The sequence below is a fragment of the Paenibacillus sp. FSL L8-0470 genome (assembly GCF_038008625.1).
Taxonomy (GTDB): Bacteria; Bacillota; Bacilli; order Paenibacillales; family Paenibacillaceae; genus Paenibacillus_AQ.
Window position 1 is genome coordinate 3834940 of record NZ_JBBOZM010000001.1, and the last position, 25235, is coordinate 3860174.

Here is a 25235-nt window from a genome sequence, read left to right on the forward strand (position 1 = left end):
ATCCATAACCTCCAATCAGTTTAAGGTTTTACTGCTTTAATAACGGCTGAAACGATGTATTGGTCAACATTGGCACCGGGAACCCAGTCTTTTATAAATATTCTGGACTCGTCTTTAGGCTCAATCCTGATATCAGTAAAGCCGGTTTCGCGAAGCAACGCTTCAACAACTGTAATGGAAGAGGCACCGGAGATACAACCAGAGTAGAGTTCATCAAGATCATTTTTAATTTCAGGTGGAAGTTCCGCCGTAGTTACGATGTCCGAGATGGCCAGACGACCGCCCGGCTGAAGGACCCGGTAGGCTTCACGGAACACCTGTTGTTTATCTGGCGAAAGGTTAATAACGCAATTGGAGATAATCACATTTACTGAATCGTCGGCGACGGGAAGATGCTCAATCTCGCCCAAACGAAACTCAGTGTTCATAAATTTCCCTTTAATAGAGTTCTCCCTTGCGCGGCTGATCATCTCAGGTGTCATATCCACACCGATTACATGGCCTTGGTCACCTACCTGCCGGGAGGCCAGGAAACAATCGAATCCGCCACCGCTCCCGAGGTCCAGAACATGTTCACCAACCTGCAGTTCAGCAATAGCTTGAGGATTGCCGCATCCAAGGCCTAAATTGGCACCCTCGGGGGCTGCAGCCAGTTCTTCACTGGAGTAGCCCATTTTAGCGGATATGGCATCAAAATCAGAAGGGGAGTCACAGCAGCTGTCGGCTGGGGTGCAGCAGGAAGAGGCAGCTTCAACCTTTTTTACGGCGATTTTTTGGTAGCGGCCCCGTACATTCTGGCGGATCTGGTCATTTGTGATTTGGGTCATGATTGAACACTCCTTTAAAGGTTTGGATTAGATGTTCACATTATTGTTGAAATAACTTGCAAAATGCAAGTATAAGTCAAGAGGAATCACCCTTTTACCGGTGCACAGCAATTGATGGATTTCCCCATAGCTTCGTTGAACAGCTTAATCGAACGCAGTAAAGTTTCTACTTCAAACTCACTCATATTCGAAAATGCTTCATTCAGGTAGGCGTTCATTTGTTGATCAATCGTTGTTGCCACCATTTTCCCTTCGGGAGTAAGCGCCAGAGTATAGACTCTTCGATCTGCCTTGTCAGCTGTTTTTGTAACCAGCTTCATTTTCACCAAAGATTGGACTTGTCTGCTAAAGGTTGTAATATCGGTCCCGAGTGTTTCAGCAACCTGTTGCATGGAGGGACTATGGCTCCGATCAATTTCATACAGCAGATGGCTTTGGCTCGCGGAGAGATTACATCCGCCTACGCTGCAGCAATCTTTATTCAGTAATCCTAAACGACGGGTCATGATTTGGAATAATTCTCGTGGGGTTTCCATTGTTTTCACCTCTTGACTTAAGTTATATCTTAATTACTTGTAAAATGCAAGTGTAATGTGAATTCGCGAATCTTTTTGACATCTTTCAGCCAGCGAATGATCATCATCTACACAAACCAATAAAACAATGGATTAGTAAAAGAACAATATGAACAAGATACCAACTGTTGTTTGCTACAAGTGACATTTAGGTTATTGCTTATATAAGCGCATAATTATATAATGATGTTCGAGGTCCGATCTAATTTTCTTGAAGGGAGAGCTGAGATACGTGCGGTGTAGACATTACTGGGGGGTAATTACTTGGTAGCTCTTGCAAGCCTTATCTTTATAGTCACATTGATTTTTGTCATTTGGCAGCCTAAAAATCTGTCCATTGGATGGTCTGCCTGCGGCGGGGCGATACTAGCTTTGCTTGTCGGGGTAGTCAGCTTTAACGATGTTCTTGATGTGACTCTGATTGTCTGGAATGCTACCTTGGCATTTGTGGCGATCATTCTGATCTCGTTGATTCTCGATAAAATCGGCTTTTTTGAATGGGCTGCCTTACATATGGCAAGAGCTGCCCGCGGGAACGGAACCCGGATGTTCATCTATGTCACCATTCTTGGAGCAGTAGTAGCCGCGTTTTTTGCCAATGATGGTGCGGCTCTCATCTTAACTCCTATTGTGCTCGCAATGGTCCGTGCACTCCATTTCGACGAAAAAAAAGTATTTCCGTTCATCATTGCCAGCGGGTTTATTGCGGATACAACATCATTGCCGCTGGTTGTAAGCAATTTGGTGAATATCGTATCGGCAGACTTTTTTGGACTGACCTTTATGGAATATGCCGGGCGGATGTTATTGCCAACCTTATTTTCCTTAGGTGCAAGCATTATCTTGCTCTATCTCTTCTTCCGTAAAAGTATTCCAAGGAACTTTGATAGCTCACAGCTGAAAAGTCCTCAAGAGGCCATTAAAGACGATCAAATGTTCAAGTTGTCCTGGGTTGTTCTTGCTGTTCTGCTGGTGGGATACTTTGTCAGTGAATTCCTGAACATTCCTGTTTCTGTGGTGGCTGGGATTATCGCCATATTTTTCCTGATCATGGCAAGAAGAAGTCCAGCTGTTCCGACCATGGAAGTGGTGAAGGGCGCACCTTGGTCGATCGTATTCTTTTCCATCGGCATGTATGTCGTCGTGTATGGGCTGCGAAATGCAGGCCTTACGGATGTATTGGCTGATGCCATTCAGACTATATCGGAACAAGGGGTGTTTGCTGCTACGATGGGGATGGGCTTTATTGCCGCAATCATCTCCTCAGTAATGAATAACATGCCTACCGTTATGATTGATGCCCTGGCCATTGAGGCTACGCAGACCTCGGGACTAATTAAGGAAGCCCTGATTTATGCGAATGTCATCGGTTCTGACTTAGGACCGAAGATTACACCGATTGGTTCACTGGCAACCTTGCTGTGGCTTCATGTGCTTTCGACCAAAGGTGTGAAGATATCCTGGGGAACGTATTTCAAAACAGGTATAATTCTGACGATTCCCACGCTTTTCATCACACTGTTGGGCTTATATATTACATTGATTCTATTTTAACACTAAAGGAGATATGCATCATGGATAAGAAAACCATTTACTTTTTGTGTACAGGGAATTCCTGCCGGAGCCAGATGGCCGAAGGTTGGGCGAAAAAATACCTGAGTGACGACTGGAATGTATACAGTGCGGGGATTGAAGCTCACGGTTTAAATCCGAAGGCCGTACAAGCCATGAACGATGTGGGGATTGATATTTCAAGTCAAACCTCGGATATTATTGATCCGCAGCTGCTGAATAACTCCGATCTCGTGATTACTTTGTGTGGAGATGCCGCAGATAAATGTCCAATTACCCCTCCTAAAGTGAAACGTGAGCACTGGGGATTTGATGATCCAGCGAAAGCGCAAGGAACAGATGAAGAAAAATGGGCTGTCTTTCAGCGGGTTCGTGACCAAGTGGGTGAGCGCATCAAACAATTTGCTGAAACCGGTGAATAATTGAGGGGAGAATTATAATGACAAATTATCACGAACTAATCGAAGGCAAAGTATATATCGGCGGGGAGAATGCACTGCTTGAAGCTCTTCAGGAGCAAGAGATTACCGATGTGTTTGATTTAAGAGATACCGGTACTAAAGCAGAAGGCTTTCCTGCCAAAGTAACCCGTCATCATTTTCCGATTGTGGAAGATGAGGGCGGCCAGGAAGGTTCAATTCAAGCGGCGATCCAGGCGGTAACAGCAGCAGTGAATAGCGGAAAGACTGTGTATTTTCATTGCGCTGGAGGACGGAATCGTACGGGAACGGTAGCCACAGGTGTATTGCTCGAACTTGGTCATGCTGCAACGGTTGACGAAGCTGAAGCCTTGGCCAAAGAAAAGCGTCCAGACATCAACATTAAGCAGGATATGCGTGATGTGCTAAAGGGCTTTTATCCATCCAAGTAAAGTATAGCCCTTGATAGTTCAAACGATCTTGAGTTAAGAATTACATTAAATCCTTTGAAAGAAAATAGGGTTATTAATCAACTCATTTAAAATGGGTTGTTTTTTTATGTACTGTAACTTAGGGAAAACTATAAGTACATATTCATTTAAAAACCCGCACCTGGCGCGGGTGTGCAGAAATAGGGGATAACTGGATACTAATTATGGGCAGTATATATATAATCTCTCTTGCAAACCTTGTAAGACTTCTTCCGGCATTTCCCTAACCTTTATATCCTCACCGAGGAAAAGTAGCCAATTTGTTATTTCGGTCATTTCTTCAGGCTTGTTAACATTGATAAAAGTCTTTAGAACGGCTGTGGTCTGGTAAGGATTCGTATAGGAAATTGAAACCTTTAAGGGATGGTATTTTTTGAACTGGGCAATCGCTTTTGGACCAAGCTCAAGGACCAGATTGATTACTTCTTCCTGTTTACTTAGCTTTTCTAATATCTTTTTTTTACTTAATCTTTTTTTCGTCGGGTAGGGTATGACACTAGTGAGATGGTCGACAGGAAAAATCTGCTTCTTTTCTTCTTTCAAGTCAAAACCTTCGATCAGCCAAAGGCTTTTTTCACGATAAAGGTGCAAGAGATAAATTGGATACGACTTTATTACCTTCCCTTCTTTGATAGTAATCAATAAATAGCTGTCTGAAAGAAGGATTTGGATCAGTTTTTCTAACATGGGATGGGGGAGGTCTGAAAGATCAAGCAGGTCGGGATTATTGGGGTTGGTCCCTTCAAAAAGCAAGCTTTGATTTAGAAGAAAAAGCTCTTCTTGCTGGTTTTCTGAGATGAGGCCCAGTAATTTTTCAGATAAAGACTGACGACTTTTTAGATAGGGAAGTTGTTGATTTCTAGTGGCCATAAAGGCAATAAAAAGGGCTTTGACCTCATTATTGGTAAAGCGAACGACGGGAAGTACTGAGTTGCGCATGACAAAATAACCCCCATCCCGTCCAACTTCAGCGACAAGCGGCATCCCTAAAGCCTCAATTTCTCTGATATCTCTAATAGCTGTCGAACGGGAGATGTTAAATTCCCGCATGATTTCAGAAATTGTAAAATGGGCACGGTTGTTGATATACCGCATGATGATATTAATTCGTTCAACTTTTTTCATCGGACTCCTAAACAGTATCATTTTTTGACATGATTTAAGGCTATCATATACTTATCAAGTGAAGAAGACAAATCATTTGATTAATTTAACAAGAAGGCAGGTTTTGAATATGGCAGAATATACCTTAGAAGAAAAAGACAGCTTTACTGTTATAGGTTTAGGTACGGAGCTCACAAGTGATTACACAGACTATGCTGGCATAAACAAGGAAAAGTCTGATTTTTGGCAAGCCGTCAGCCAAGATGGAAGGCTTGATTATTTAAAAGGCATAGCCACAAATGAGTACATTTTTGCCGTGAACGAAGCGGTGAATAGCAAGATGATGCATTATGCTGGCGTCATGACCGAGGCTGCTGCACCAGAAGAAGCCAGAGTTATTCAATTTCCTAAGGGGGAATACCTGGTTGTTAAAGGAGAAGCGAAGACGGCTGATGAACTGAATAATAACCTTGCCGGCCTTGCCTTTGGTCAAGCCTTGCCGGAAGCAAAGAATGTAGCCTATGTTGGCGGGCCAAATGCAACGGCTCTGATGGGGCAGCGAAACGGATTAGTTTTTGGTGAAATGTGGATTCCTGTTATAAGGAAATAAAGAGTATAGAAGGAGGCATAGGCATGTCCTATATCGTTGATTTTAAAAATGTGTCTACGATTGGTTTAGAATCTTCACCTGTAGTAGAAACGCTTGCCGGTTTACGTGCGAATGAAGCCCGTTACTTTATGAATAAGTACAAGCATGAATTTACGGTTGTCCCAGCCAGTGAAAGCCAGGAAACCCTTGCTTATGTGAACCGGATTTTGAAAGAAGAACGTGATATTGAGTTTGCGGCCAAACCTTTAGAAACATCGCGTTTTCAAGTGGAAAATATCCAATTTGCCTACGTCTTTTATGAGGATGGTCTTGCGATCAATGTCATGTATACGGTGGATGACCCTAAGAAGCGGGCCGTTGGTTTTAAGCTTTCTGAGGGGATGGAGGTTCCAAAGGAGTTAGAAGCAAAGTTTAAGTTTGCCAGGCAGAAATCTAAACTAGCTGGGACCATCCGGGGTTCGTTTTTTGTAATTAAAGGAGAATATTAAAGTAATTAAGGACCCGCGCCCCGCGCGGGTTTTGTATTTAAAGTAAGTTGTTTTATGGGGCTACTGCGGAAGAAGGATATTTCAATTATAATTGTTTATCACCTTCCTGTTTATAGGCAGAAACTGGTAAACTGTATATATATTGAAGAGGTTTGGACAAAAGATTATTATAAATACGTTATAGCTAGAGGAGAGATATTATCACTTATAACGAGGTTGTTAAAAGCGTTGATGCGTATTTACTACCATTAATATCAGAGTTATACGGGTTGGAAGGATATGAAACCGCTCTGGTTAAGGCACATGACGGAGGGCGGAATGTCGTATACACCTGTGAGAAAGAGGGCGCTGACGCAAAAATACTCAGAATTGCTTTTTTACCGGACAGGAGCCGGGAAGATTTTCTGGGAGAACTTGAGTATATCAGGTATTTATTCGAGCATGGAGGTAGTGTCTCGGATGTAGTCAGCTCCAGGAAGGGGAATCTGCTGGAAGAGATCACCCACAGTCATCATATCTTTTTTATCAGCCTGTTTAAAAAGGCCAAGGGGAAAATGCTTGTAGAAAATAATTACCAGTACCGGGAAGGCGCTCCAATTACCGAATATTATTATAATTGCGGTAAAGTCCTGGGGAAACTGCACCACATATCGAAAGAGTATACTCCTATCCATCGCCGGTATAGTTTTTTTGACAAATACAATGCCGAATATATTGATAAACTGATACCCAGCTCCCTATCTTTGCTTAAAAAGAAGTTGGTAGGGCTCCTTGATACCTTACAAGGATTGGATAGGAACCAGGAGACTTTTGGGTTGAACCATTTTGATTACAACGATGGGAATTATTCGATAGATTTTGATACCGGGCAAATAACCGTATATGATTTCGATAATTCATGTTACTGTTGGTATATGTTTGACTTGGCCAGTATATGGGGAAACGGAATGGGCTGGATACAATCAGAACCAGACGCCGGTAAACGCAAAAAGTTTATGGAGGATTATTTTGAAACAGTCCTCGCAGGATACAGATCTGAGACCAAGATCGAAAATTCGATGTTGGATACATTGCCCTTGTTTATTCAAGCAAACTTCTTGGAGAATATTATAGATGCGTTCGAGGTAATGCGAAACAACGGCGAAGAGCCGGAGTGTGATGAGGAGCTGTCGTATCGTATAAAATGCATGGAAGACGATATCCCGTATTTCGGATTTTTCCATGAGATTTATTCGTGTGAAGAACCTTTTCAGTATGAGGAGCGAGATATTTAGTCTTTTTATGCATCAGAAGCCGCCATATTGACGGCTTTTTTTGTTTTTATGTAATAAGTTCTTTTCCCAAATACCTTTAGTTCAGAATCAAGATAAATGCAAAAAAGTCGAATGTAGGTCTAAAATGCGTTTTATTGCGAAGAACATCATTCCATTATTTGATACACTTTGTGCATATTTGGATGCGGGGTTTGATCCGCTAAATATGAAAGACATGACCGGAGATGAAGTGTCAGGATGAAGTCAAAGCTGTACAAATCAGATACGGTCAAGAAAGGGGGATCATCACAAGACTGAGCAAAGAGAACATTTTGAAGATATGAAGAAAAATGAAGTTTCGCTGTTATGGCGGTTTCATGTTCAGATTTTCCCCTGATTTCTAAAATGAATTTTAGATAAATAGGAGGAGTTAAGTACATGAGTATAAAAGCTATTTCCATCAAGAAACCTGTGCTTGCATTCTTTATGTCATTTCTAATGGTAATTTCGCTTGCAATTCCCCCATCTCCGGGATATGCAGAGTCAGCGGGCAGTCAGACCGCCCGTCAGGCGGAATATCTTGACCGCGGTCTGGTTGCGATTCTGGCCGACAACGGCGTGTTCTTGAGCTGGCGGTATTTAAATACGGATCCAAATGAAATCGCTTTCAATGTATATAAAAACGGATATAAAGTCAACACGTCGCCCATCAGCGATGCCACGAATTATGTGGACACAACAGGCGCAGACAGCTCACAGTATCAGATTTCCGCCGTCATTGCCGGCAAGGAAGAAATGCAGCCGGAGACGGTATCGGTGTGGCATAGTGATTATTTACCCATTCCGCTGGATAAACCGGCCGACGGCCGAACCAAAGACGGGGGCACGTATTCCTATTATGCCGGTGATGCTTCCGTGGCGGATTTGGATGGTGACGGCGAATTTGAAATCATTTTCCTGTGGAGTCCGAGCAATTCGAAGGACAATTCCCAGGCCGGCTATACCGGCAATGTCTATATTGATGCTGTTAAACTTGATGGCACCAAGCTCTGGCGGATCGACCTGGGTGTCAATATCCGCGCCGGAGCTCATTATACCCAGCTGATGGTATATGATCTGGACGGCAACGGCAAAGCCGAGGTTGTCGTCAAAACAGCGGACGGAACGAAGGACGGTCAGGACACCGTGATCGGAGACGGAACGAAGGATTACCGTAACGACGGCGGGTATATCCTGACGGGCCCGGAATATCTTACGCTGTTCGACGGACAGACCGGAGCAGCCGTGTCCACCGTAGAATATGAGCCTCCAAGAGGCGATGTAAGCGCATGGGGCGACGGATACGGCAACCGTGTAGACCGGTTCCTGGCCGGTATTGCCTACTTGGACGGCGTGAAGCCAAGCGTAGTCATGGCCCGCGGCTACTATACGCGCACCGTGCTCGCGGCTTATGACTATGTTGGCGGCAAATTAGTGCAGCGCTGGACCTTTGATACCAACGAGGCAGGGGCACAATATCAGGGACAAGGCAATCACAATTTAAGTGTGCTGGATGCCGACGCTGACGGCAAAGATGAAATCATGTACGGCGCGCTCGCGATAGACGACGACGGAAGCTTGCTGTATAGCACCGGACTCGGCCATGGCGATGCGATGCATGCCGGCAAGCTCGATCCGAACCGGGACGGCTACCAGATCGTCAGCGTACATGAACACACGAATGCCGAATACGGGCTGGAGATGCGCGATGCCGCTTCAGGAGAAATTATTTGGGGCCAGTATACAGGGAAAGATACCGGCCGCGGAATGTCGGCGGATATTGATCCGAATTATCCTGGTTACGAATCCTGGGCATCCACGATTGTCAACGGACAGATGGACCCTTTATCCCGCGGATATGCGGCGAACGGAGAAGTCATTTATGAACAGAATGAAGTGCCGCGAAGTGCAAACTTTGCGATCTGGTGGGATGGCGATCTCCAGCGGGAGCTGTTCGACCACGAATGGAACAACAGTACAGCGAAAGGTATTCCGCTCATTTACAAGTGGGATTACGGGAATAAGCAGCTGAAGGAAATCCTCCGGGCAGCAGGGAGCTTAACGAATAACCATACCAAAGGAAATCCGGCACTTCAGGCGGATATATTGGGCGATTGGCGTGAGGAGCTTCTGCTGCGCAGTGAAGACAGCACGGAATACAGACTTTATACGACGACAATTCCGACAAGCTACCGGATTCCCGCGTTGATGCAAGATCCGGTATACCGGCTGGGTGTAGCCTGGCAGAATGTAAGTTACAACCAGCCGCCTCACACGGGATTTTATCTCGGGGCGGAAGCGACGGAATTCCCTAAAGCGAATTTGGCTCTTACCGGCGGAAAAGAAGTACCGGAGCAGGTCTATCACTTTGATTTCGGTACAGACCCTGCGGCTGGTACAACCGCCGTGCAGGATACACTCTATGCACAAGCTACGGGTTACGGATTCGAGAAGACAAGCGGAATTACGGTGGATGCAAACCATGTTTCTCTGCCGGAAAACGCCAAATTCGCTGTAGACCTGCCCAATGCCAATTACAAGGTAACGTTCAAACTGGGCGATGATGCACGCGACTCGAACGTAGGCGTCAAATCCGAATTCGTTCAGAAGCTGGCCGTAACCAGCGTGAACGCGGGAGAACCCCGGATCTATTCTTATGACGTTGCGCTGGTAGACGGCCAGCTGGAGTTCATCTTCTCCGGCACGGCCATTGATGTGCAGGAAATCATCATTGAGAAATACCCGGAGAAATCACCGGGAGCCGCGACGACGATCTATTTGGCTGGCGATTCGACGATGCAGTCTTACAGCGCGCTGCAGGCTCCGCAGGAAGGCTGGGGTCAGCAATTCGGGCGCTATTTCTCTAAAGGCGTTGTGGTCCAAAATGATGCGATCGGCGGCAGAAGCAGCAAATCGTTTATGGTTGACGGCCGTCTGGATACGATACTAGAGCGGATCAAGCCGGGAGATTTCTTCTTTATTTCCTTCGGCCATAACGACGCCAGCGCAGGCATTCCGGACCGGTATGCAGCTCCGGCGGATTACAAAACATACTTGGCCCGTTATGTGAAAGGCGCCAGACAGCGCGGTGCAACACCGGTGCTGCTTACTCCGGTAGGGCGCAGAGATTTCAATACAATAACTCAAGAATTTAACGTAAGCTTCCCGGAATATGTGAAGGCTGCCAAAGAAGTAGCGGAAGAGCTGGGCGCGCCGCTGATTGATTTGAGCCAGTTAAGCGTTACGTATTACGATAAGATCGGCCTGAGTGCTACGGAGAAAATCTTCCTGTACGCCAATCCGGGCGAATATCCGAAGTACCCGAACGGTGTGGGCGATAATACGCATTTCAGCAGCTACGGTGCGCAGGCCATTGCCGCATTAGTTGCGGGAGCGGTGAAAGACATGGATTTAAGCCTTTCGCCGTATGTCATTGACCCGGACATTTTGGAACCCGAGCCGGAACCGGAGATCCAGGTCTATGAGGAAAACTTTGAGGGCGATCCTGCCGCCTCCGAATATGCGCTGGTCAATGCCACAGGTATCGGCGGGCAGATGACGGGAACGGTCGCAGAGCAGAACGGGAACAAGGTGCTGTCCCTTAGCGGTTCCGGCTCCGGACACCGGGCGAAAGTGTTCCGCCTGTTCGATGCAGTGAATGGCGACATCGTCAATGTCAATTTTGACTGGCATTCCGGCAATGTGGGCGCATCCCCGTCGGAAGGACATCTGTCACTCCAGGATGCGAACGAGAATATTATTTTTACTCTGTTCACAAAGTCCGGCACCACAAGTCCAGATACGAAAATCCATTATTTTGCAGGCCCATATACAGCAGACTATGGTACCGGCACTTCAGCTGTTCCAGAAGGCGGCACAGCCACGAACATCCTAAAAAACCAGTGGGTCAATGTGGATGTCAATATTAATTTTGCCAAGAAGAAGATAGATTTGACGTTGACTAGCCTGGCGGACCCCAGTGTCACACAGACGATCGGGGATATTCCGATGAATCCCGGTGTCTACGCCAATAACGCAAGGGCACTCCGCTTTCTGGGAACAAGAAAGGGTGGGGGAGGCACATTGAACTGGACCACTCAGATCGATAACGTGAAGATTGAAGGGACGAAGCTGCCGCCGGTTGCCGGCAATCAGAAGGCATTGATAGCGCTTCATGACAAGGTCAAAGCATTGGATCTGTCGTCTTATACAGAAGCATCCAAAGCGGTGCTGAATAAAGCTTTGGCGGCTGTGGAAGCGATCATCGGTACGGAAGCGACGCAGGCCCAGGTCGACCATGCAATGAACATGCTGACGGTCGCGAGGGATTCGTTAACAAGCGAACCGGCAGGTGAGATAAGCGAGTACAAGTTTGATTTTGGCTCTGGGAACGCTGCTGAAGGATACACAAAGGTAGACGCCAAAAGAGCTTACCTGGAAGGAAACGGCTATGGCTTTGCCAATACTGCGCTACTCCAGGACGAGAACCGGGAAACCGGGGATGACCTGAAGGAGGATTTCACCCGCGTGAACGGCACCTCCTTCCTGGTGGAAATGGAGCCGGCCAATTACCGGGTAACAATGACCATTGGCGATTCGCAAGAATCGACCAACGCAGGGGTTGTTGTAGAACAAATGCCCAAATTGCCGGTTACAACTGTACCGAAGGGTGAATTCAAGGAAATTTCATATGACATCGCCCTGATTGACGGCGTCTTTAACTTTGAGTTCTCAGGCAGCACGCCAAAGATCAACGCGCTGAAGATTGAGCGTCTGCCGGGCAACGGTGCGGGCGATCAGCCGGTTATTTATCTGGCAAGTGATTCCACGGTAGCCAATTATGCGGAAAGCCATCGTCCGCAGGCCGGATGGGGCGAAACGCTTAAAGGGTACTTCGATCTGGATCAGATCAGTATCGATAACCGGGCTGTAAGCGGCCTAAGCAGTAAAACCTTCCTCGTAGGCGGATATCTCAACAACATTCTGCTGGGCATTCACGAAGGGGATTATCTATTCATGCAGTGGTCCCATAATGATTCCACACCATCCCGCCCTGAGCGTTACCTTACACCTGAGCAGTTCAAGGTGTATCTGAAAGATTACATTAAAGGCACTGTACAGAGAGGCGGAATTCCGGTTCTGGTTACGCCGGTCAACCGACGCGATTTTACCGGAGAAGTATTGAACAAGAGCTTCCCGGAATATGTGCAGGCAATGAAAGAGACGGCGCAAGAAACCGGAGCATTACTGATCGATCTGAATCAGGCCAGCTGGAAATATTTCCAGGAGCTTGGTCCTGAGGGTACCAAAGCTATTTTCATGTGGGTAGGTACAACTGAGGACAATACCCATCTTCAGATGAACGGTGCGGTCAAGGTATCCGAGATGGTGGCACGGCTTGTGCAAGAGCTGGATATTCCGCTGTCTGACCTTGTCACACTGGAAGAGGAACCATCGGATACGACAGCACCGCATACGACCGCGGCAGTAGAAGGTGAGTCGCGGAACGGGTGGTATGCTTCAGCGGTAAAAGTAACATTTACCGCAACGGATGAAGACCCGGGAGTTGACGCGACCTATTACCAAGTCGATGGCGGCGAAATTGTGAGTGGCACGCATCTAATTCTGAGCGGTGAGGACAATCACACCGTGACCTACTGGAGCGTTGATCTGGACGGCAACAAAGAGACCAAACAGTCGCTTTCGGTGCCGATTGATCTCGCACCTCCGGCCATCGCGATTCAGGGTCAAACGGAATACACTATTGATCAACACGTAGATATCACTTACACGGCCGCCGATACAGCCTCCGGCGTGGCCGAGCCGAATGGCGTAATGGTGAATGCCCCGGCTTATACGCTGGAGCCAGGCTTGAATTCAGTAACTGCAGCGGTCTATGACCGTGCGGGCCGGGAGAGCAGCGTTGACTTCAGCTTCGGAGTTACTGCTACCTTCGTAAGCCTGGCAGAGCTGACACGCACCTTTGCAGCCGAATCGGAAGACCCGGGTGCAGGAGTGGTTGCTGAACAGCTTGCCGGTAAGCTGCAGCAGGCTGAACAATCGGCGAATGCACGTGATGGTGCGACGGCGCGCCAGCTGCTAGTGGCATACGGCAATGAAGTTGATGCCAGCAGTGATAAGGTGTTTACGGCTGAACAGGCAGACGCGCTGCGTAAGTGGGCCGTATGGCTCAGCCAGGTGACGCCGCTGGCGAGCAGCGCTCCAGGCACTCCAGTGTTGTCCGACAATAACGGGCATGATACGGGTCTTAGAGACGGAGATTACACTATTACGATGAATCTCTGGTGGGGCAATAACGGGACTCTTTTCAAGCTGTACGAGGATGGCAAGCTGATCAAAGAAGTGCCCCTGACTGACCACTCTCCATCCGCCCAGTCCGTGCAGATTGATATTACCGGCAAGCGGAACGGAACGTATGTCTATACCGGTGAACTAATCAATTCACTGGGTATGACGAAAGGTTCGCCGCTGACTGTGACCGTCACCGATGCATCCCCGGGGCAAGCGGTATTATCGAACGACAACTGGGATGGAGACGGCAGCTTTAACGTCAGTATGAATCTGTGGTGGGGGACAAATGCTACCGAATATGAACTCTATGAGAATGGAGTTCTGGTAGACACGCAACCTCTGCAGGCTCATACGCCCGGCGCCCAATCGGCAGTAACAGCAATCTCCGGAAAGGTTCCTGGATCCTATGAATACGAGGTTGTATTACGCAACACGGCGGGTGAAACCAGAACGGCGAAGATGATCGTAACGGTCCAAAAGTAACTGGATGAGGCTCGACAAAACACAAAAAACCGGCTGCTAAATGATCGGCAGCCGGTTTTTTGTGTTGATATAAGTGAAAAAGTGATTACTTAATGATGAGACTAAGGGAAGCGGGAAATTAAAAAAGAACCTGAGTAATTTATCAGGTTCTTCTATATTGCATATAAACAGACTCGATGATATAATCAGTCTGCGTCTTTTTTAACATGTATAGACATAAATATAACATCTTACATTTTAAATGTACCATGCCGCTGAACTCTTGTCAATTGTTTTTTTCTCAATTTAATGATTAGGAGAGATGTTAAATGAGTTCTTTTGTTCTCGGATTTCAGGAAGTGGACAATACGCAGCTTTTGCTCGTTGGCGGAAAAGGGCTCCATTTAGGGGAATTATCAAAAATAGCAGGAATAAATGTACCCGAAGGATTTTGTGTAACAACAGCGGGATATCAAAAAACCATCGCACAAAACGAAACGTATTCTGCTTTGCTCAATCAGTTAACCTTGCTAAAAGTAGAAGATCGGGATCAAATTAGTGAAATCAGCCGGAAGATTCGACAACTCATTATGGAAGCAGAAATCCCTTCCGATGTTGTGAAAGCAGTAACTCACTATCTCTCCCAGCTTGGTGATGAGCTTGGCTATGCAGTGCGTTCTAGCGCGACTGCCGAAGATTTACCGCATGCCTCTTTTGCGGGTCAACAAGACACCTATTTAAATATCATCGGCAAAAAAGCCATCCTGCAGCATATCAGCAAATGTTGGGCTTCGCTATTTACGGAACGCGCGGTAATCTACCGTATGCGGAATGGATTTGATCACAGTCAAGTTTATTTATCCGTGATCGTTCAAAGGATGATTTCCCCGCAAGCTTCAGGGATATTGTTCACCGCTGATCCAATTAGCAACAACAGGAAGCTGTTATCTATCGATGCCAGTTTCGGACTCGGAGAAGCACTGGTTTCTGGTCTGGTATCTCCCGATTGTTATAAAGTACAGGAAGAGGAAATCGCCGTTAAGATAATATCAACCAAACAATTGGCTATCTATGGACTACCAGAAGGCGGCACTGAAACCCGGCAGCTCGATCCCGATCAGCAAAAGGCTCAAACACTTACTGAACATCAAATTTTACAGCTGGCACGGATCGGAAGACAAATCGAAGCTTATTTTGGCTGTCCACAAGATATCGAATGGTGTCTGGACCATGATACCTTTTATATCGTCCAGAGCCGGCCAATCACTACTTTATTCCCGATTCCTGAAGCAAATGATCAAGATAATCACGTTTACGTATCTGTCGGCCATCAACAAATGATGACTGATCCTATGAAACCATTGGGCTTGTCTTTTTACCTGTTAACGACTCCTGCACCTATGCGTATAGCTGGCGGAAGGCTGTTTGTGGATGTCACACCACATTTGGCTTCGCCAGTCAGCGGAAAAGTGGTAATAGATGCCTTGGGGAAATCCGATCCGCTCATAAAGGACGCACTGATGACCCTCGTAAAGCGGGGGGATTTTATCAAATCATCAACAGATGGTGAAAAAGCACCGGGGCCAAGTGGGAGCAACAAAGGCATGCCTTCTGCGGGATCTCAACTACAAACTGAAATCGACCCGGCTATTGTTCGTGATTTGATTAAGAGTAGTGAAGCTTCAATAGAAGAGTTACAACAAAACATCCAAACGAAATCAGGATCGGATTTATTTGATTTTATTCTGGAAGATATTCCGCAATTAAAGAAGAATCTTTTCAATCCGCAAAGCTTGGATATCATTATGGCTGCTATGGATGCTTCATCCTGGGTCAATGACAAAATGAACGAGTGGTTAGGTGAAAAAAACGCAGCAGATACGCTTTCCCAATCTGTACAGAACAATATCACTTCGGAAATGGGCCTGGCGCTACTGGGTGTAGCAGATGTGATTCGTCCTTATCCGGAAGTCATTGATTATTTACAACATATAACAGACGATAACTTTTTGGATGAACTGGCTAAGCTTGATGGTGGACAGGAAACCCAAGACGCTATCTATGCATATCTGGCCAAATTCGGAATGCGATGCAGCGGAGAAATTGATCTTACGAAAACCCGTTGGAGTGAAAAACCAGCTACACTTATTCCTATGATTCTCAGTAATATCAAAAACTTTGAGCCAAATGCTAGCAGTCGGAAATTTGTGCAAGGGCAGCAGGAAGCTATGGCTAAAGAACAAAAGTTATTAGAGCGTTTGAAGCAATTACCGGATGGTGAACAAAAAGCCAATGAAACCAAACGAATGATCGACCTGATCCGTAATTTCAGCGGTTACCGGGAATATCCAAAATACGGCATGGTTAACCGCTACTTTGTTTATAAGCAGGCTTTATTGAAAGAAGCGGGACAACTCGTACAAGCGGGCGTCATTCATGGAAAGGAAGATATATTCCACCTCACTTTTGAAGAACTTCGCGAAGTCGTACGCACAAACAAACTAGATTACCAGATCATCAGCAAACGAAAAGACGAATACAAATTGTATGAAAAACTAACTCCACCACGTGTGATCACGTCGGACGGTGAAATCATTTCGGGTGAGTACAAACGAGAAAATCTGCCAGACGAAGCTATTGTAGGTCTAGCTGTTTCCTCCGGAGTTATAGAGGGGCGGGCACGTGTCATCTTAACCATGGAAGATGCTGATCTGGAAGATGGAGATATATTAGTCACCGCATTTACTGACCCTAGCTGGACACCATTGTTTGTATCCATAAAAGGCCTAGTCACCGAAGTAGGTGGACTGATGACCCATGGAGCAGTTATTGCACGAGAATATGGCTTACCTGCAGTTGTCGGAGTGGATAAGGCTACCAAACTGATAAAAGATGGGCAAGTAATTCGCGTGCATGGAACAGAAGGGTATATCGAAATATTGTAATGGCTGAATACGTCATATATGGCCTTAGCTGCAACCTGTCATAGATAGAAGGGCGGGTATCCTGTCGTTCGCAAGTTGAAATCATCGTGCAATCTGCGCAGGCGGTAAGCGTTCATGGCGAATTCACGCAGCTCCTCAAGAATGGTGTAATTCGCCCATGCGCCTGCGACAGCACCGATCCCAGGCACCATCTGCAGCATTTTCCGGAAGTCAATGGCGTCACGATACTCAATCTGAAATGTCTCCCAGTCCATATTCCGGGAGTATTCGGCGTCGGAGACCCACTGTTCCTTTTCAATATGCCAATGCGTGATGGAATAGAGCAACCTGGCACGGTTTTCCGGTCCCGAAAACGTCATTTGAAATACCTTGAGAATGAATACCCGCTCGGAGAAGTGATTGGTGTCATAACCGTAAACATGAGCTAGCTCGAACAAAAATTTCATTTTGATCGCAATTAACGCTGGAAAGTCTACCATACTAAGCATAATGCCGCCAGCTCCCGTTCCAGCGCCTTCGGCAACCGCTATTTTTTGGTATAAGGCAAACAACTCTTTCGCTTCCTTATCGGCAGACTCCAGACCCGGAGTGCTCTGCACCGGACGGCGAGGCGTATATTCCGCACCGAACAATGCCGTGCGCACGATTGATCGTATAGTGGTCGTAATGATGTTATGCACCTTCGGGGGAATTAAATGATTTATTCGATTGCCGATTGTTTTCGATGTTTTTTCCAGCCATCCCGGCGGTTTGAACATTTTTTGTTCCCAGTTGGCAACTTCCCTTTGTACTTTATGTTCGTAATTCATGATCAATCGCTCCTCCAAAAGACATAGCCATATTGTAACGAATATCTCCGTGATTCGGAACAGACCGCGGTAGGTAGCGGACCTCGACTAAAGTCCAGCATCACATACAGGGATAGATTAGAATGAACTGTTCAACTCAAAGGCCATTAAAGGTTTCTTTGGCCATAATATCGAACATTTTCATAATCACAAATATAGCAGGGTTGAAAAATCCGCACTTCCATGCTTACAAAGTTGTCAGGAGGATTGCACTAAATGAAACCATCAATACAAAAAATTCGCGATTTAACTTTAGTACGAAGAGCGGGAAGCCCCTTATTGGTCATAGGCTGTGATTCCAGCGCAAGTATCGGGAACAAGCCAATGGATGCTGTGCAGACTCCGCCGGATATAGTCGGCTATTATACAGCCAGAGTTGCGGTTATGGAAGTTCTGTCCGTGGGCGCGGACATACTTACCGTAGTGGATACCCTAGCTGTGGAAAAGTATCCGACAGGGAGCGAAATTATCCGCGGGGTACAAAGGCTGCTGGACGAAGCTGGACTCACGGAGGCTCATTTGAACGGCAGCACGGAAGAAAATTTCAAATCATGCCAGACCGGCTTAGGGATTACCGTAATCGGGGAAACCGATGAGGAACGGCTGAAGCTGATGCGGTCGGTTGCCGAAGACTGCGTGGTCATGTTGGGGGAGCCGCTGATCGGGAGCGCAGTATTGGAACAAGAGGCAAGACTATGCAGTATCCGGCAGCTGCAGTCACTAGTAGCCTCGCCTGAGGTGCATGAGATTCATCCGGTCGGCTCTAAGGGGGCCGGGTATGAAGCTAGACTTCTGGCTGAGCTGAACGGCTGCGTTTTTCAGGCAGTTCCAGGGATCACAGAAAAGCTGAATGCCTCAGGAGGTCCGTCTACAGCGGTGATTTTTTCAGCAGCAGAGGAAAAGCTTGAACACCTCCAATCCGAAATTGGCGGCGAGATGGAGATTATCGGTCGTTTGCTACCCCTCAGGCGATAGAGAAAGCAACAATGATGTGAGGGAATCCCATAATGGTATTTAAGATAGTAGATGAGGATATCTGGTTTGCTCGATAAAGCAATGTAGATTCTTCTTTAGTGTAAGAATATTATAAATAACTCAATTTTGGAGGAGTCTGTATGCCATATTGTAAAGTCAAGAATGCCCATATCTATTACGAGGAAATTGGTAAAGGCAAACCGATTATAATGATCCATGGTTTTACACCAGACCATCGTTTAATGAGTGGGTGCATGGAACCGATATTTCAAGATAATTCCGATTGGCGTCGTATCTATCTTGACCTGCCTGGAATGGGACAAACAAAGGATTACGATCAAATATGTAATTCAGATGATATGCTGGAAGCAGTTATAAATTTTATCGAAACTCTGATCCCAAATCAAGATTATCTCATAGCAGGCGAATCATACGGTGGATATATTACAAGAGGAATAATTAATAGACATAAAGATCGTATTGGTGGTGCTGCACTGATTTGTCCATTAATAATTCCTGAACACAAGAGAAGAATACTTCCCGAGCATTTAGTTGTTCATTCTGATCGCGAGTTTATGGACACTTTAAGTGAAGAACAAATAAGTGATTTTAGCGCAAATCAAGTCGTTCTCAATGAATATAATTGGAAAAGGTATTCTGAAGAGGTAGTGGCAGGTTGTAAAATCGCTGACTACGATTTTCTTAGCAAGATTCAAAGAAACTATGGATTTTCCACCAATATCGATGAATTAGTTTTCGATAAACCAACAGTATTTACTCTTGGGCGGCAAGATGCAGTCGTTGGTTACATAGATGCTTTTAGAATTTTAGCTAATTATCCTAGAGCAACCTTTGCCGTTCTAGACCGAGCAGGCCATAATCTTCAGATTGAACAGGCTCTATTATTTGAGTCGCTTATGCGTGAATGGCTTGAAAGAGTAACAGAGTTTGGATTTTAGTTGTGTATTAATCCGTTGAACTAACATTAGCTTGTCAATGGAAGAAATAAATATCCTTTCTCCTGCGATTACTCTCCATCTAAATTAGGGCGACTTATTGAAAATAGAAAGTACCTTTGTTACTGTTATTGATATACAAGCTGAGAAGGAAGGTACGTTATGTCATTAACAACTCAAGTGTTTAAAGCAACAGAGCCTCATGTGAAGATCATCGGGCGGACCCACTACTATAACGAAGTACTGTGGCTGGCTCTCTCAGGCGGCGGGGTGGAATTTTCATTCTATGGCAGAAAAGCGGAGATTACTTTAAAAGGTGATGCTGTCGCCTCAACCGGTAATAACTTGGCTCGAATTGGCATCAGCGTAAACGGGAAACGGGTAATTGACGATCAACTGGACACACCGATTAAAACGTATACTGTATTTGAAAGCGATACTGTGCAGGATATAACGGTAACGGTTATTAAACTATCAGAGGCTGCGATGTCAACAGTTGGAATTCAAGAGATCGCGGTCGATGCTGCGGATGGCATTAAGCCAACCCTGCCAAAATTACATACAATTGAATTCATCGGCGATTCCATTACCTGTGGCTATGGCGTTGATGATGAATATGAGCTGCATTCTTTTTCCACGGCTACTGAAGATGTCACAAAAACCTATGCCTACCTGACTGCTCAGCAGCTTCAGGCTGACTACAGCATGGTTTCATACAGCGGATACGGTATCATCACAGGCTACACAGAAAACGATCAAAAGCTTACCACTCATCTTATCCCGGATTACTATGAAAAAGTGGGCAAGTCTGAGGGGGAATTTGAGGGTACACTCCTGCCCCAAGACGTATACTGGGATTTCAATAAGTTTACACCTGATCTGATTGTCGTTAACCTCGGAACGAACGATGATTCCTATACCAAAGAGGAAGCTAGTAAGCAAGCAGAATATGCCCGGAAATATATTAAATTTCTAAAAATGGTCAGACGCAACAATCCTCATGCCTCAATTCTGTGTACGCTGGGGATTATGGGGGATAGACTGTATCCTTATGTCGAACAAGCGGTTAGCGGGTATAGCCGGGAAACAGGCGACAGCAATATTAGCGCAATGAAGTTTGATGAGCAGCTGGCAGCTGACGGGTACGCCGCCGACTTTCATCCGTCTCAAGCTACTCATAGTAAAGCGGCGAATAAACTGACTGCTCAGATCAAAGAGCTTATGAAGTGGTGAAAAATGAAGAACATTGTAGTCATGTGTTCATTTATTTTTCTGATTCGATAGGTATTTCTGCCTTCCATTACTATTTGACCTAGGCATAACACCGTAAGGCTTCTTCAGAAGGGTATAAAGAATTTCCTTTGTAACTAGTGAGCTAGGTACGGGATGTCCTCCGACATGATAATTCCTCCAATTTTCCAAATAATCCAGCTGCAATCTATTCAGTGAATTCTCAAACGCGCAACCCTTTGTATACTTGTGATTACGGTGATCTAATCTTGTATTATATAAATCGGGACGGAGAAATTCCATCCCGATTTTTGCATTTTATTATAGAGGAACTTAGATGTGGTATTTCCGTGAGATTTTAAAATAAATCGTGCATCACCCTCATATGAACTTCCATTCATAATTGTTACTATAACGGTGTAGCAAGATAATACAGATTAAATTAGGAGGGTTATAGATGTTGAAATGGAAGCGTTCTCTTACAGTCTTGGCCATGACAGCCTTGCTGGGAACGATGGCGGCATGCGGAGGCGGCGGGGCAAAAAACAATGCAGAAACTTCTGCAGAGCCTGCTAGCACAAATACTGCCGAAAAGGGTGCACCCAGCAATGAACCTGTTAAGCTACGAATTATGTGGTGGGGATCCCAGCCGCGACATGAGGCGACCTTGGCTGCGCTGGACTTGTACACAAAGAACAACCCCAATGTTACGTTTGAGCCGGAGTATTCCGGTATGGATGGATATTTGGACAAATTATCGACTCAAGCTGCGGCTAGTAACGCACCAGATATCATTCAGCTTGATCCGGGCTGGATGCCGGACTGGATGTCACGTAACCAATTGGCTGAGCTGGCTCCTGAGGTTGATGTAAGTAAATTTGATGAGAAATTACTGGCCGGAGGCCAACTTGACGGGAAGCAATATGCTGTTCCCCTGGGTTCGGTAGCGTTCGGTATGGTGTATGACAAGGCTGCTATGGATAAGCTTGGGATTGCGAATCCGGCCAATGGTTGGACTTGGGATGATTTCTTCGCCTTGGCCAAGGAATCCAAATCCAAGCTGCCAAGCGGGCAATATTTTACCTTGGACTATGCAGGCAACTACTTCATGTATTCGGCCTACCAATACGCCAAGGGTAAAGGCCAGGTCATCACTGATGATGGTCGCTTTAACGTAGATCAAGCTGCCTACTTGGAATGGACCAAGAAGTTTGAAGAGCTGCGTAAGGAAGGATTGGTTCCTCCGGCAGACGTAAACGCATCCGACAAGGAAAATGATCCGCAAATGGACTTGATGGCAGCTGGCAAAGTTTTGTTCCGGTATAGCTTCTCTAATAATCTGGGCACTTGGGACAGTATTAAACCAGGCGCTTACGCACTTGTAACCATGCCGCGTTCAGAACAAGCAGGCGGATGGTTGAAACCATCCATGTACCTGTCCGTCTCCAAAAACTCCAAGCATGCTGAAGAAGCTAAAAAATTCATCAATTGGTTTGTGAATGATCAGGAGGCAGGTAAGATTCTGCAAACCTTCCGCGGCCTGCCGGCTAACAAGGAAATTTCCACTTCCCTGGAAGCTAGCATGAGTGATTTGGATAAGGTTGGCTTAGAACTCCTCCGTGCTACTGAAACGGATGGACAGACCTGGTCGGCCGGAGCGGGAGGCTGGACGAACTTTATTGACAAAGATTGGGTACTTGTCCGTGATCAGCTCAGTTTTGGAAAAGTTACACCAGAGAAAGCCTTTGAGCAGTTGAAAGAAGCGGCGCAATCTTACGAAAAATAATTCAAGGCCCGGAACAGCCTTGTTCCGGGCCTTGAATTTATTTCTGTGTAGAGGCTGTACCGAATATTCCGGCCATGCTGGCGCAGGGACAAAAAAGATCAAGTGGAGTTTGAGGAATAGGGGGAGTGTACATGGGTAATTCTGTGTTGTATCAACCAGGAGACGGGTATCTGGCCTGGCTGCAGTACCGCCGGATCACAACGGGAGCAAATGTTGATCAATATGCGGCATACAATCATCTTGTTGTGACTGAGCAGGATGATGTTGTTATTCGTTCTGCAGTGGACGAGCTGACTCAAGGCATGGAAAGATTCACAGGGAGAAAAGTATCCATCTCTGGAAAAACAGAGACAACTCCCAGTATCATTATAGGAACCTTCGGAACTGGCTTAGCGATAGATGAATCATTCAGCACTGGTGTAAGCGGTGCTGTTAAGGCAGAGGGTTATGCGCTTCAAACGGACAGCATTACCGGTAATATCGCCATCGGAGCAGCTACTCCCGCAGGTGTATTATATGGAGTGTTCCATCTGCTGCGAATCATGGGTACAGGGGGCTCTGTGCAGAATTTGAATATTTTAGAGAACCCTGTCAATCAGCTGCGTATGATCAACCAGTGGGATAATATGGACGGGAGTGTGGAACGGGGCTATGCCGGGGAATCAATTTTTTATGAAGATAACCGGGTAATAAGCAATCTTCAGCGTATTCAGGATTACGCCCGACTGCTGGCCTCCAGCGGAATCAATGCGATCGCCATCAATAATGTGAATGTCCACCGGGTGGAGAGCAGGCTGCTAACAGAATTCCTGCCGGACGTGGCGAAGCTGGCAGCTATTTTCCGCAGCTATGCCATCAAGCTGTTTCTGAGTATTAATTATGCTAGTACCATAGAGCTCGGCGGTCTCTTAACGGCAGATCCATTGGATTCCAACGTTCGTGAATGGTGGAGCGCGGCAGCGTCGGAAATATATGCAGCAATACCTGATTTTGGAGGATTCCTGGTAAAGGCCGATTCGGAGAACCGGCCGGGACCGTTCACCTATGGAAGAGATCACGCCGACGGGGCCAATATGCTGGCTGAAGCGTTGAAGCCGCATGGCGGAATTGTAATCTGGCGATGTTTTGTATATAACTGCAAGCAGGATTGGCGCGACCGTACCACGGATCGGGCGCGGGCAGCCTATGATCATTTCCAGCCGCTGGATGGACGCTTCATGGACAATGTCATTTTGCAGGTGAAGAATGGACCGATTGACTTTCAGGTGAGAGAGCCAGTCTCGCCGCTGCTAGGTGCTATGCCGAAGACGAATCAGGTAATCGAATTTCAGATTGCCCAGGAGTATACCGGCCAGCAGCGTCATGTGTGCTACCTGATACCCCAGTGGAAGAAGATTATGAACTTTGATACGCAGCTCCAAGGAGAAGGAACTACTGTCCAGCACATTGTGGAAGGAGATGTTCACGGCAATCCTTACAGCGGCTTTGCAGCCGTCTCGAATATTGGAAATGACAGAAATTGGACGGGACATCTGCTGGCACAGGCGAATCTGTTCGGTTACGGCCGTCTGGCCTGGAATCCGGAGCTGTCTGCTGAGAAAATTGCTGTGGAATGGATTACGCTAACCTTTGGCAACAATGAGCTTCTGCTTCAGACCATACTAGACATCCTAATGAACTCCTGGGAGATTTATGAATCGTATACTGCCCCGCTAGGCGTTGGGTTTATGGTCAATCCTGACCATCACTACGGCCCTAATGTGGATGGATATGAATATTCAATGTGGGGCACCTATCACTTCGCAGACAGTTATGGTATAGGTGTGGACCGTACTACTGCAACAGGAACCGGGTATACCTCCCAATATGCCCTTATTAACATGGAACTGTACGAGTCGCTCGAGAGCTGCCCGGATGAACTGCTGCTTTTCTTCCACCATGTCCCATATACCCATGTGCTTCATTCTGGCAAAACTGTGATTCAGCATATTTACGACACACATTTTGAAGGCGCGAAGCGGGCAGCTGGATTGTTAGACGCCTGGAAGCTAGTCAAAGGACATATGGATGAACTTGCGTACCAGCATGTAGCAAACCGTCTTGAGGAGCAGGCTGAGCATGCTAAGGAGTGGCGGGATAGAATCAATACGTACTTCCTCCGGAAGAGCGGCATTGCTGACCAATGGGGAAGAACAATTTATTAATGATTCATGTAAACGGGAAGCGGTGAATGCCGCTTCTTTTTTTAAAGTATAAGAATTTATATGCTTCACGCTATAAATTATCCTTCTATTTCTCGCTGAAACGGATACCGTCCTTTTGAGGACGGCGAAGCCGTTTCCA

General features: G+C 46.2%; 17 protein-coding genes. 13 read left to right on the top strand and 4 right to left on the bottom strand.

Translation table 11 applies throughout. The annotated features are described in order from the left end of the window. Window positions 1-20: 20 nt before the first annotated feature. Complete coding sequence (locus NST99_RS17310) at window positions 21-827, bottom strand: arsenite methyltransferase (protein ID WP_341093326.1); 807 nt, start codon at window positions 825-827, stop codon at window positions 21-23. 86 nt (window positions 828-913) lie between these two features. Beyond that, the gene (locus NST99_RS17315) at window positions 914-1363 is read right to left on the bottom strand and encodes a MarR family winged helix-turn-helix transcriptional regulator (RefSeq protein ID WP_341093327.1); all 450 of its coding nucleotides are present in this window, start codon (window positions 1361-1363) and stop codon (window positions 914-916) included. A gap of 303 nt (window positions 1364-1666) precedes the next feature. Here NST99_RS17315 and NST99_RS17320 point away from each other — a divergent pair, with 303 nt between their 5' ends. Genes NST99_RS17320 through NST99_RS17330 form a run of 3 tightly spaced genes read left to right on the top strand, consistent with a single transcriptional unit; the run spans window position 1667 to window position 3845 of the window. Beyond that, the gene (locus tag NST99_RS17320; protein ID WP_341093328.1) at window positions 1667-2956 is read left to right on the top strand and encodes an arsenic transporter; all 1290 of its coding nucleotides are present in this window, start codon (window positions 1667-1669) and stop codon (window positions 2954-2956) included. 20 nt (window positions 2957-2976) lie between these two features. After that, window positions 2977-3396, top strand: a complete 420-nt coding sequence (gene arsC / locus NST99_RS17325; RefSeq protein WP_341093329.1) for an arsenate reductase (thioredoxin) — start codon at window positions 2977-2979, stop codon at window positions 3394-3396. Window positions 3397-3413: 17 nt separating this feature from the next. Then, window positions 3414-3845, top strand: coding sequence for a protein-tyrosine phosphatase family protein (locus tag NST99_RS17330; RefSeq protein WP_341093330.1), 432 nt, complete (start codon window positions 3414-3416; stop codon window positions 3843-3845). A gap of 201 nt (window positions 3846-4046) precedes the next feature. On the opposite strand, the gene NST99_RS17335 is transcribed toward NST99_RS17330, so the two are convergent. Next, entirely contained in the window at window positions 4047-5009 is a 963-nt protein-coding gene (locus NST99_RS17335) for a helix-turn-helix transcriptional regulator (protein WP_341093331.1), read from the bottom strand. A 109-nt stretch (window positions 5010-5118) separates the two neighbouring features. Here NST99_RS17335 and NST99_RS17340 point away from each other — a divergent pair, with 109 nt between their 5' ends. The 5 genes from NST99_RS17340 (at window position 5119) to ppsA (ending at window position 17097) form a co-directional block, all read left to right on the top strand. Continuing rightward, window positions 5119-5598 carry a GyrI-like domain-containing protein gene (locus tag NST99_RS17340; protein ID WP_341097677.1) on the top strand — a complete coding sequence of 160 codons (480 nt, stop codon included), beginning with the start codon at window positions 5119-5121 and terminating at the stop codon, window positions 5596-5598. A 23-nt stretch (window positions 5599-5621) separates the two neighbouring features. Further along, the gene (locus NST99_RS17345; protein ID WP_038592309.1) at window positions 5622-6086 is read left to right on the top strand and encodes a hypothetical protein; all 465 of its coding nucleotides are present in this window, start codon (window positions 5622-5624) and stop codon (window positions 6084-6086) included. 269 nt (window positions 6087-6355) lie between these two features. Beyond that, window positions 6356-7360 (top strand): phosphotransferase enzyme family protein, encoded by a 1005-nt coding sequence (locus NST99_RS17350; protein WP_445744972.1) that lies wholly within the window; start codon window positions 6356-6358, stop codon window positions 7358-7360. 417 nt (window positions 7361-7777) lie between these two features. After that, on the top strand, window positions 7778-14173 hold the full coding sequence (locus tag NST99_RS17355) for a rhamnogalacturonan lyase family protein (protein ID WP_341093332.1): 6396 nt from the start codon (window positions 7778-7780) through the stop codon (window positions 14171-14173). A 308-nt stretch (window positions 14174-14481) separates the two neighbouring features. Then, on the top strand, window positions 14482-17097 hold the full coding sequence (gene ppsA, locus NST99_RS17360) for a phosphoenolpyruvate synthase (protein ID WP_341093333.1): 2616 nt from the start codon (window positions 14482-14484) through the stop codon (window positions 17095-17097). Window positions 17098-17135: 38 nt separating this feature from the next. On the opposite strand, the gene NST99_RS17365 is transcribed toward ppsA, so the two are convergent. Next, window positions 17136-17906, bottom strand: coding sequence for an EcsC family protein (locus tag NST99_RS17365; protein ID WP_341093334.1), 771 nt, complete (start codon window positions 17904-17906; stop codon window positions 17136-17138). 255 nt (window positions 17907-18161) lie between these two features. Here NST99_RS17365 and NST99_RS17370 point away from each other — a divergent pair, with 255 nt between their 5' ends. The 5 genes from NST99_RS17370 to NST99_RS17390 all read left to right on the top strand — a co-directional run bounded on the left by NST99_RS17370 (window position 18162) and on the right by NST99_RS17390 (window position 25096). After that, complete coding sequence (locus NST99_RS17370; protein ID WP_341093336.1) at window positions 18162-18920, top strand: AIR synthase related protein; 759 nt, start codon at window positions 18162-18164, stop codon at window positions 18918-18920. A 140-nt stretch (window positions 18921-19060) separates the two neighbouring features. Further along, window positions 19061-19879 carry an alpha/beta fold hydrolase gene (locus NST99_RS17375; protein ID WP_341093337.1) on the top strand — a complete coding sequence of 273 codons (819 nt, stop codon included), beginning with the start codon at window positions 19061-19063 and terminating at the stop codon, window positions 19877-19879. 159 nt (window positions 19880-20038) lie between these two features. Beyond that, complete coding sequence (locus NST99_RS17380) at window positions 20039-21109, top strand: SGNH/GDSL hydrolase family protein (protein WP_341093338.1); 1071 nt, start codon at window positions 20039-20041, stop codon at window positions 21107-21109. 454 nt (window positions 21110-21563) lie between these two features. Beyond that, a complete protein-coding gene (locus NST99_RS17385; RefSeq protein ID WP_341093339.1) occupies window positions 21564-22892 on the top strand; it encodes an ABC transporter substrate-binding protein in 1329 nt (442 codons plus the stop codon). A gap of 131 nt (window positions 22893-23023) precedes the next feature. Beyond that, entirely contained in the window at window positions 23024-25096 is a 2073-nt protein-coding gene (locus NST99_RS17390) for an alpha-glucuronidase family glycosyl hydrolase (protein WP_341093340.1), read from the top strand. Window positions 25097-25235 lie beyond the last annotated feature (139 nt).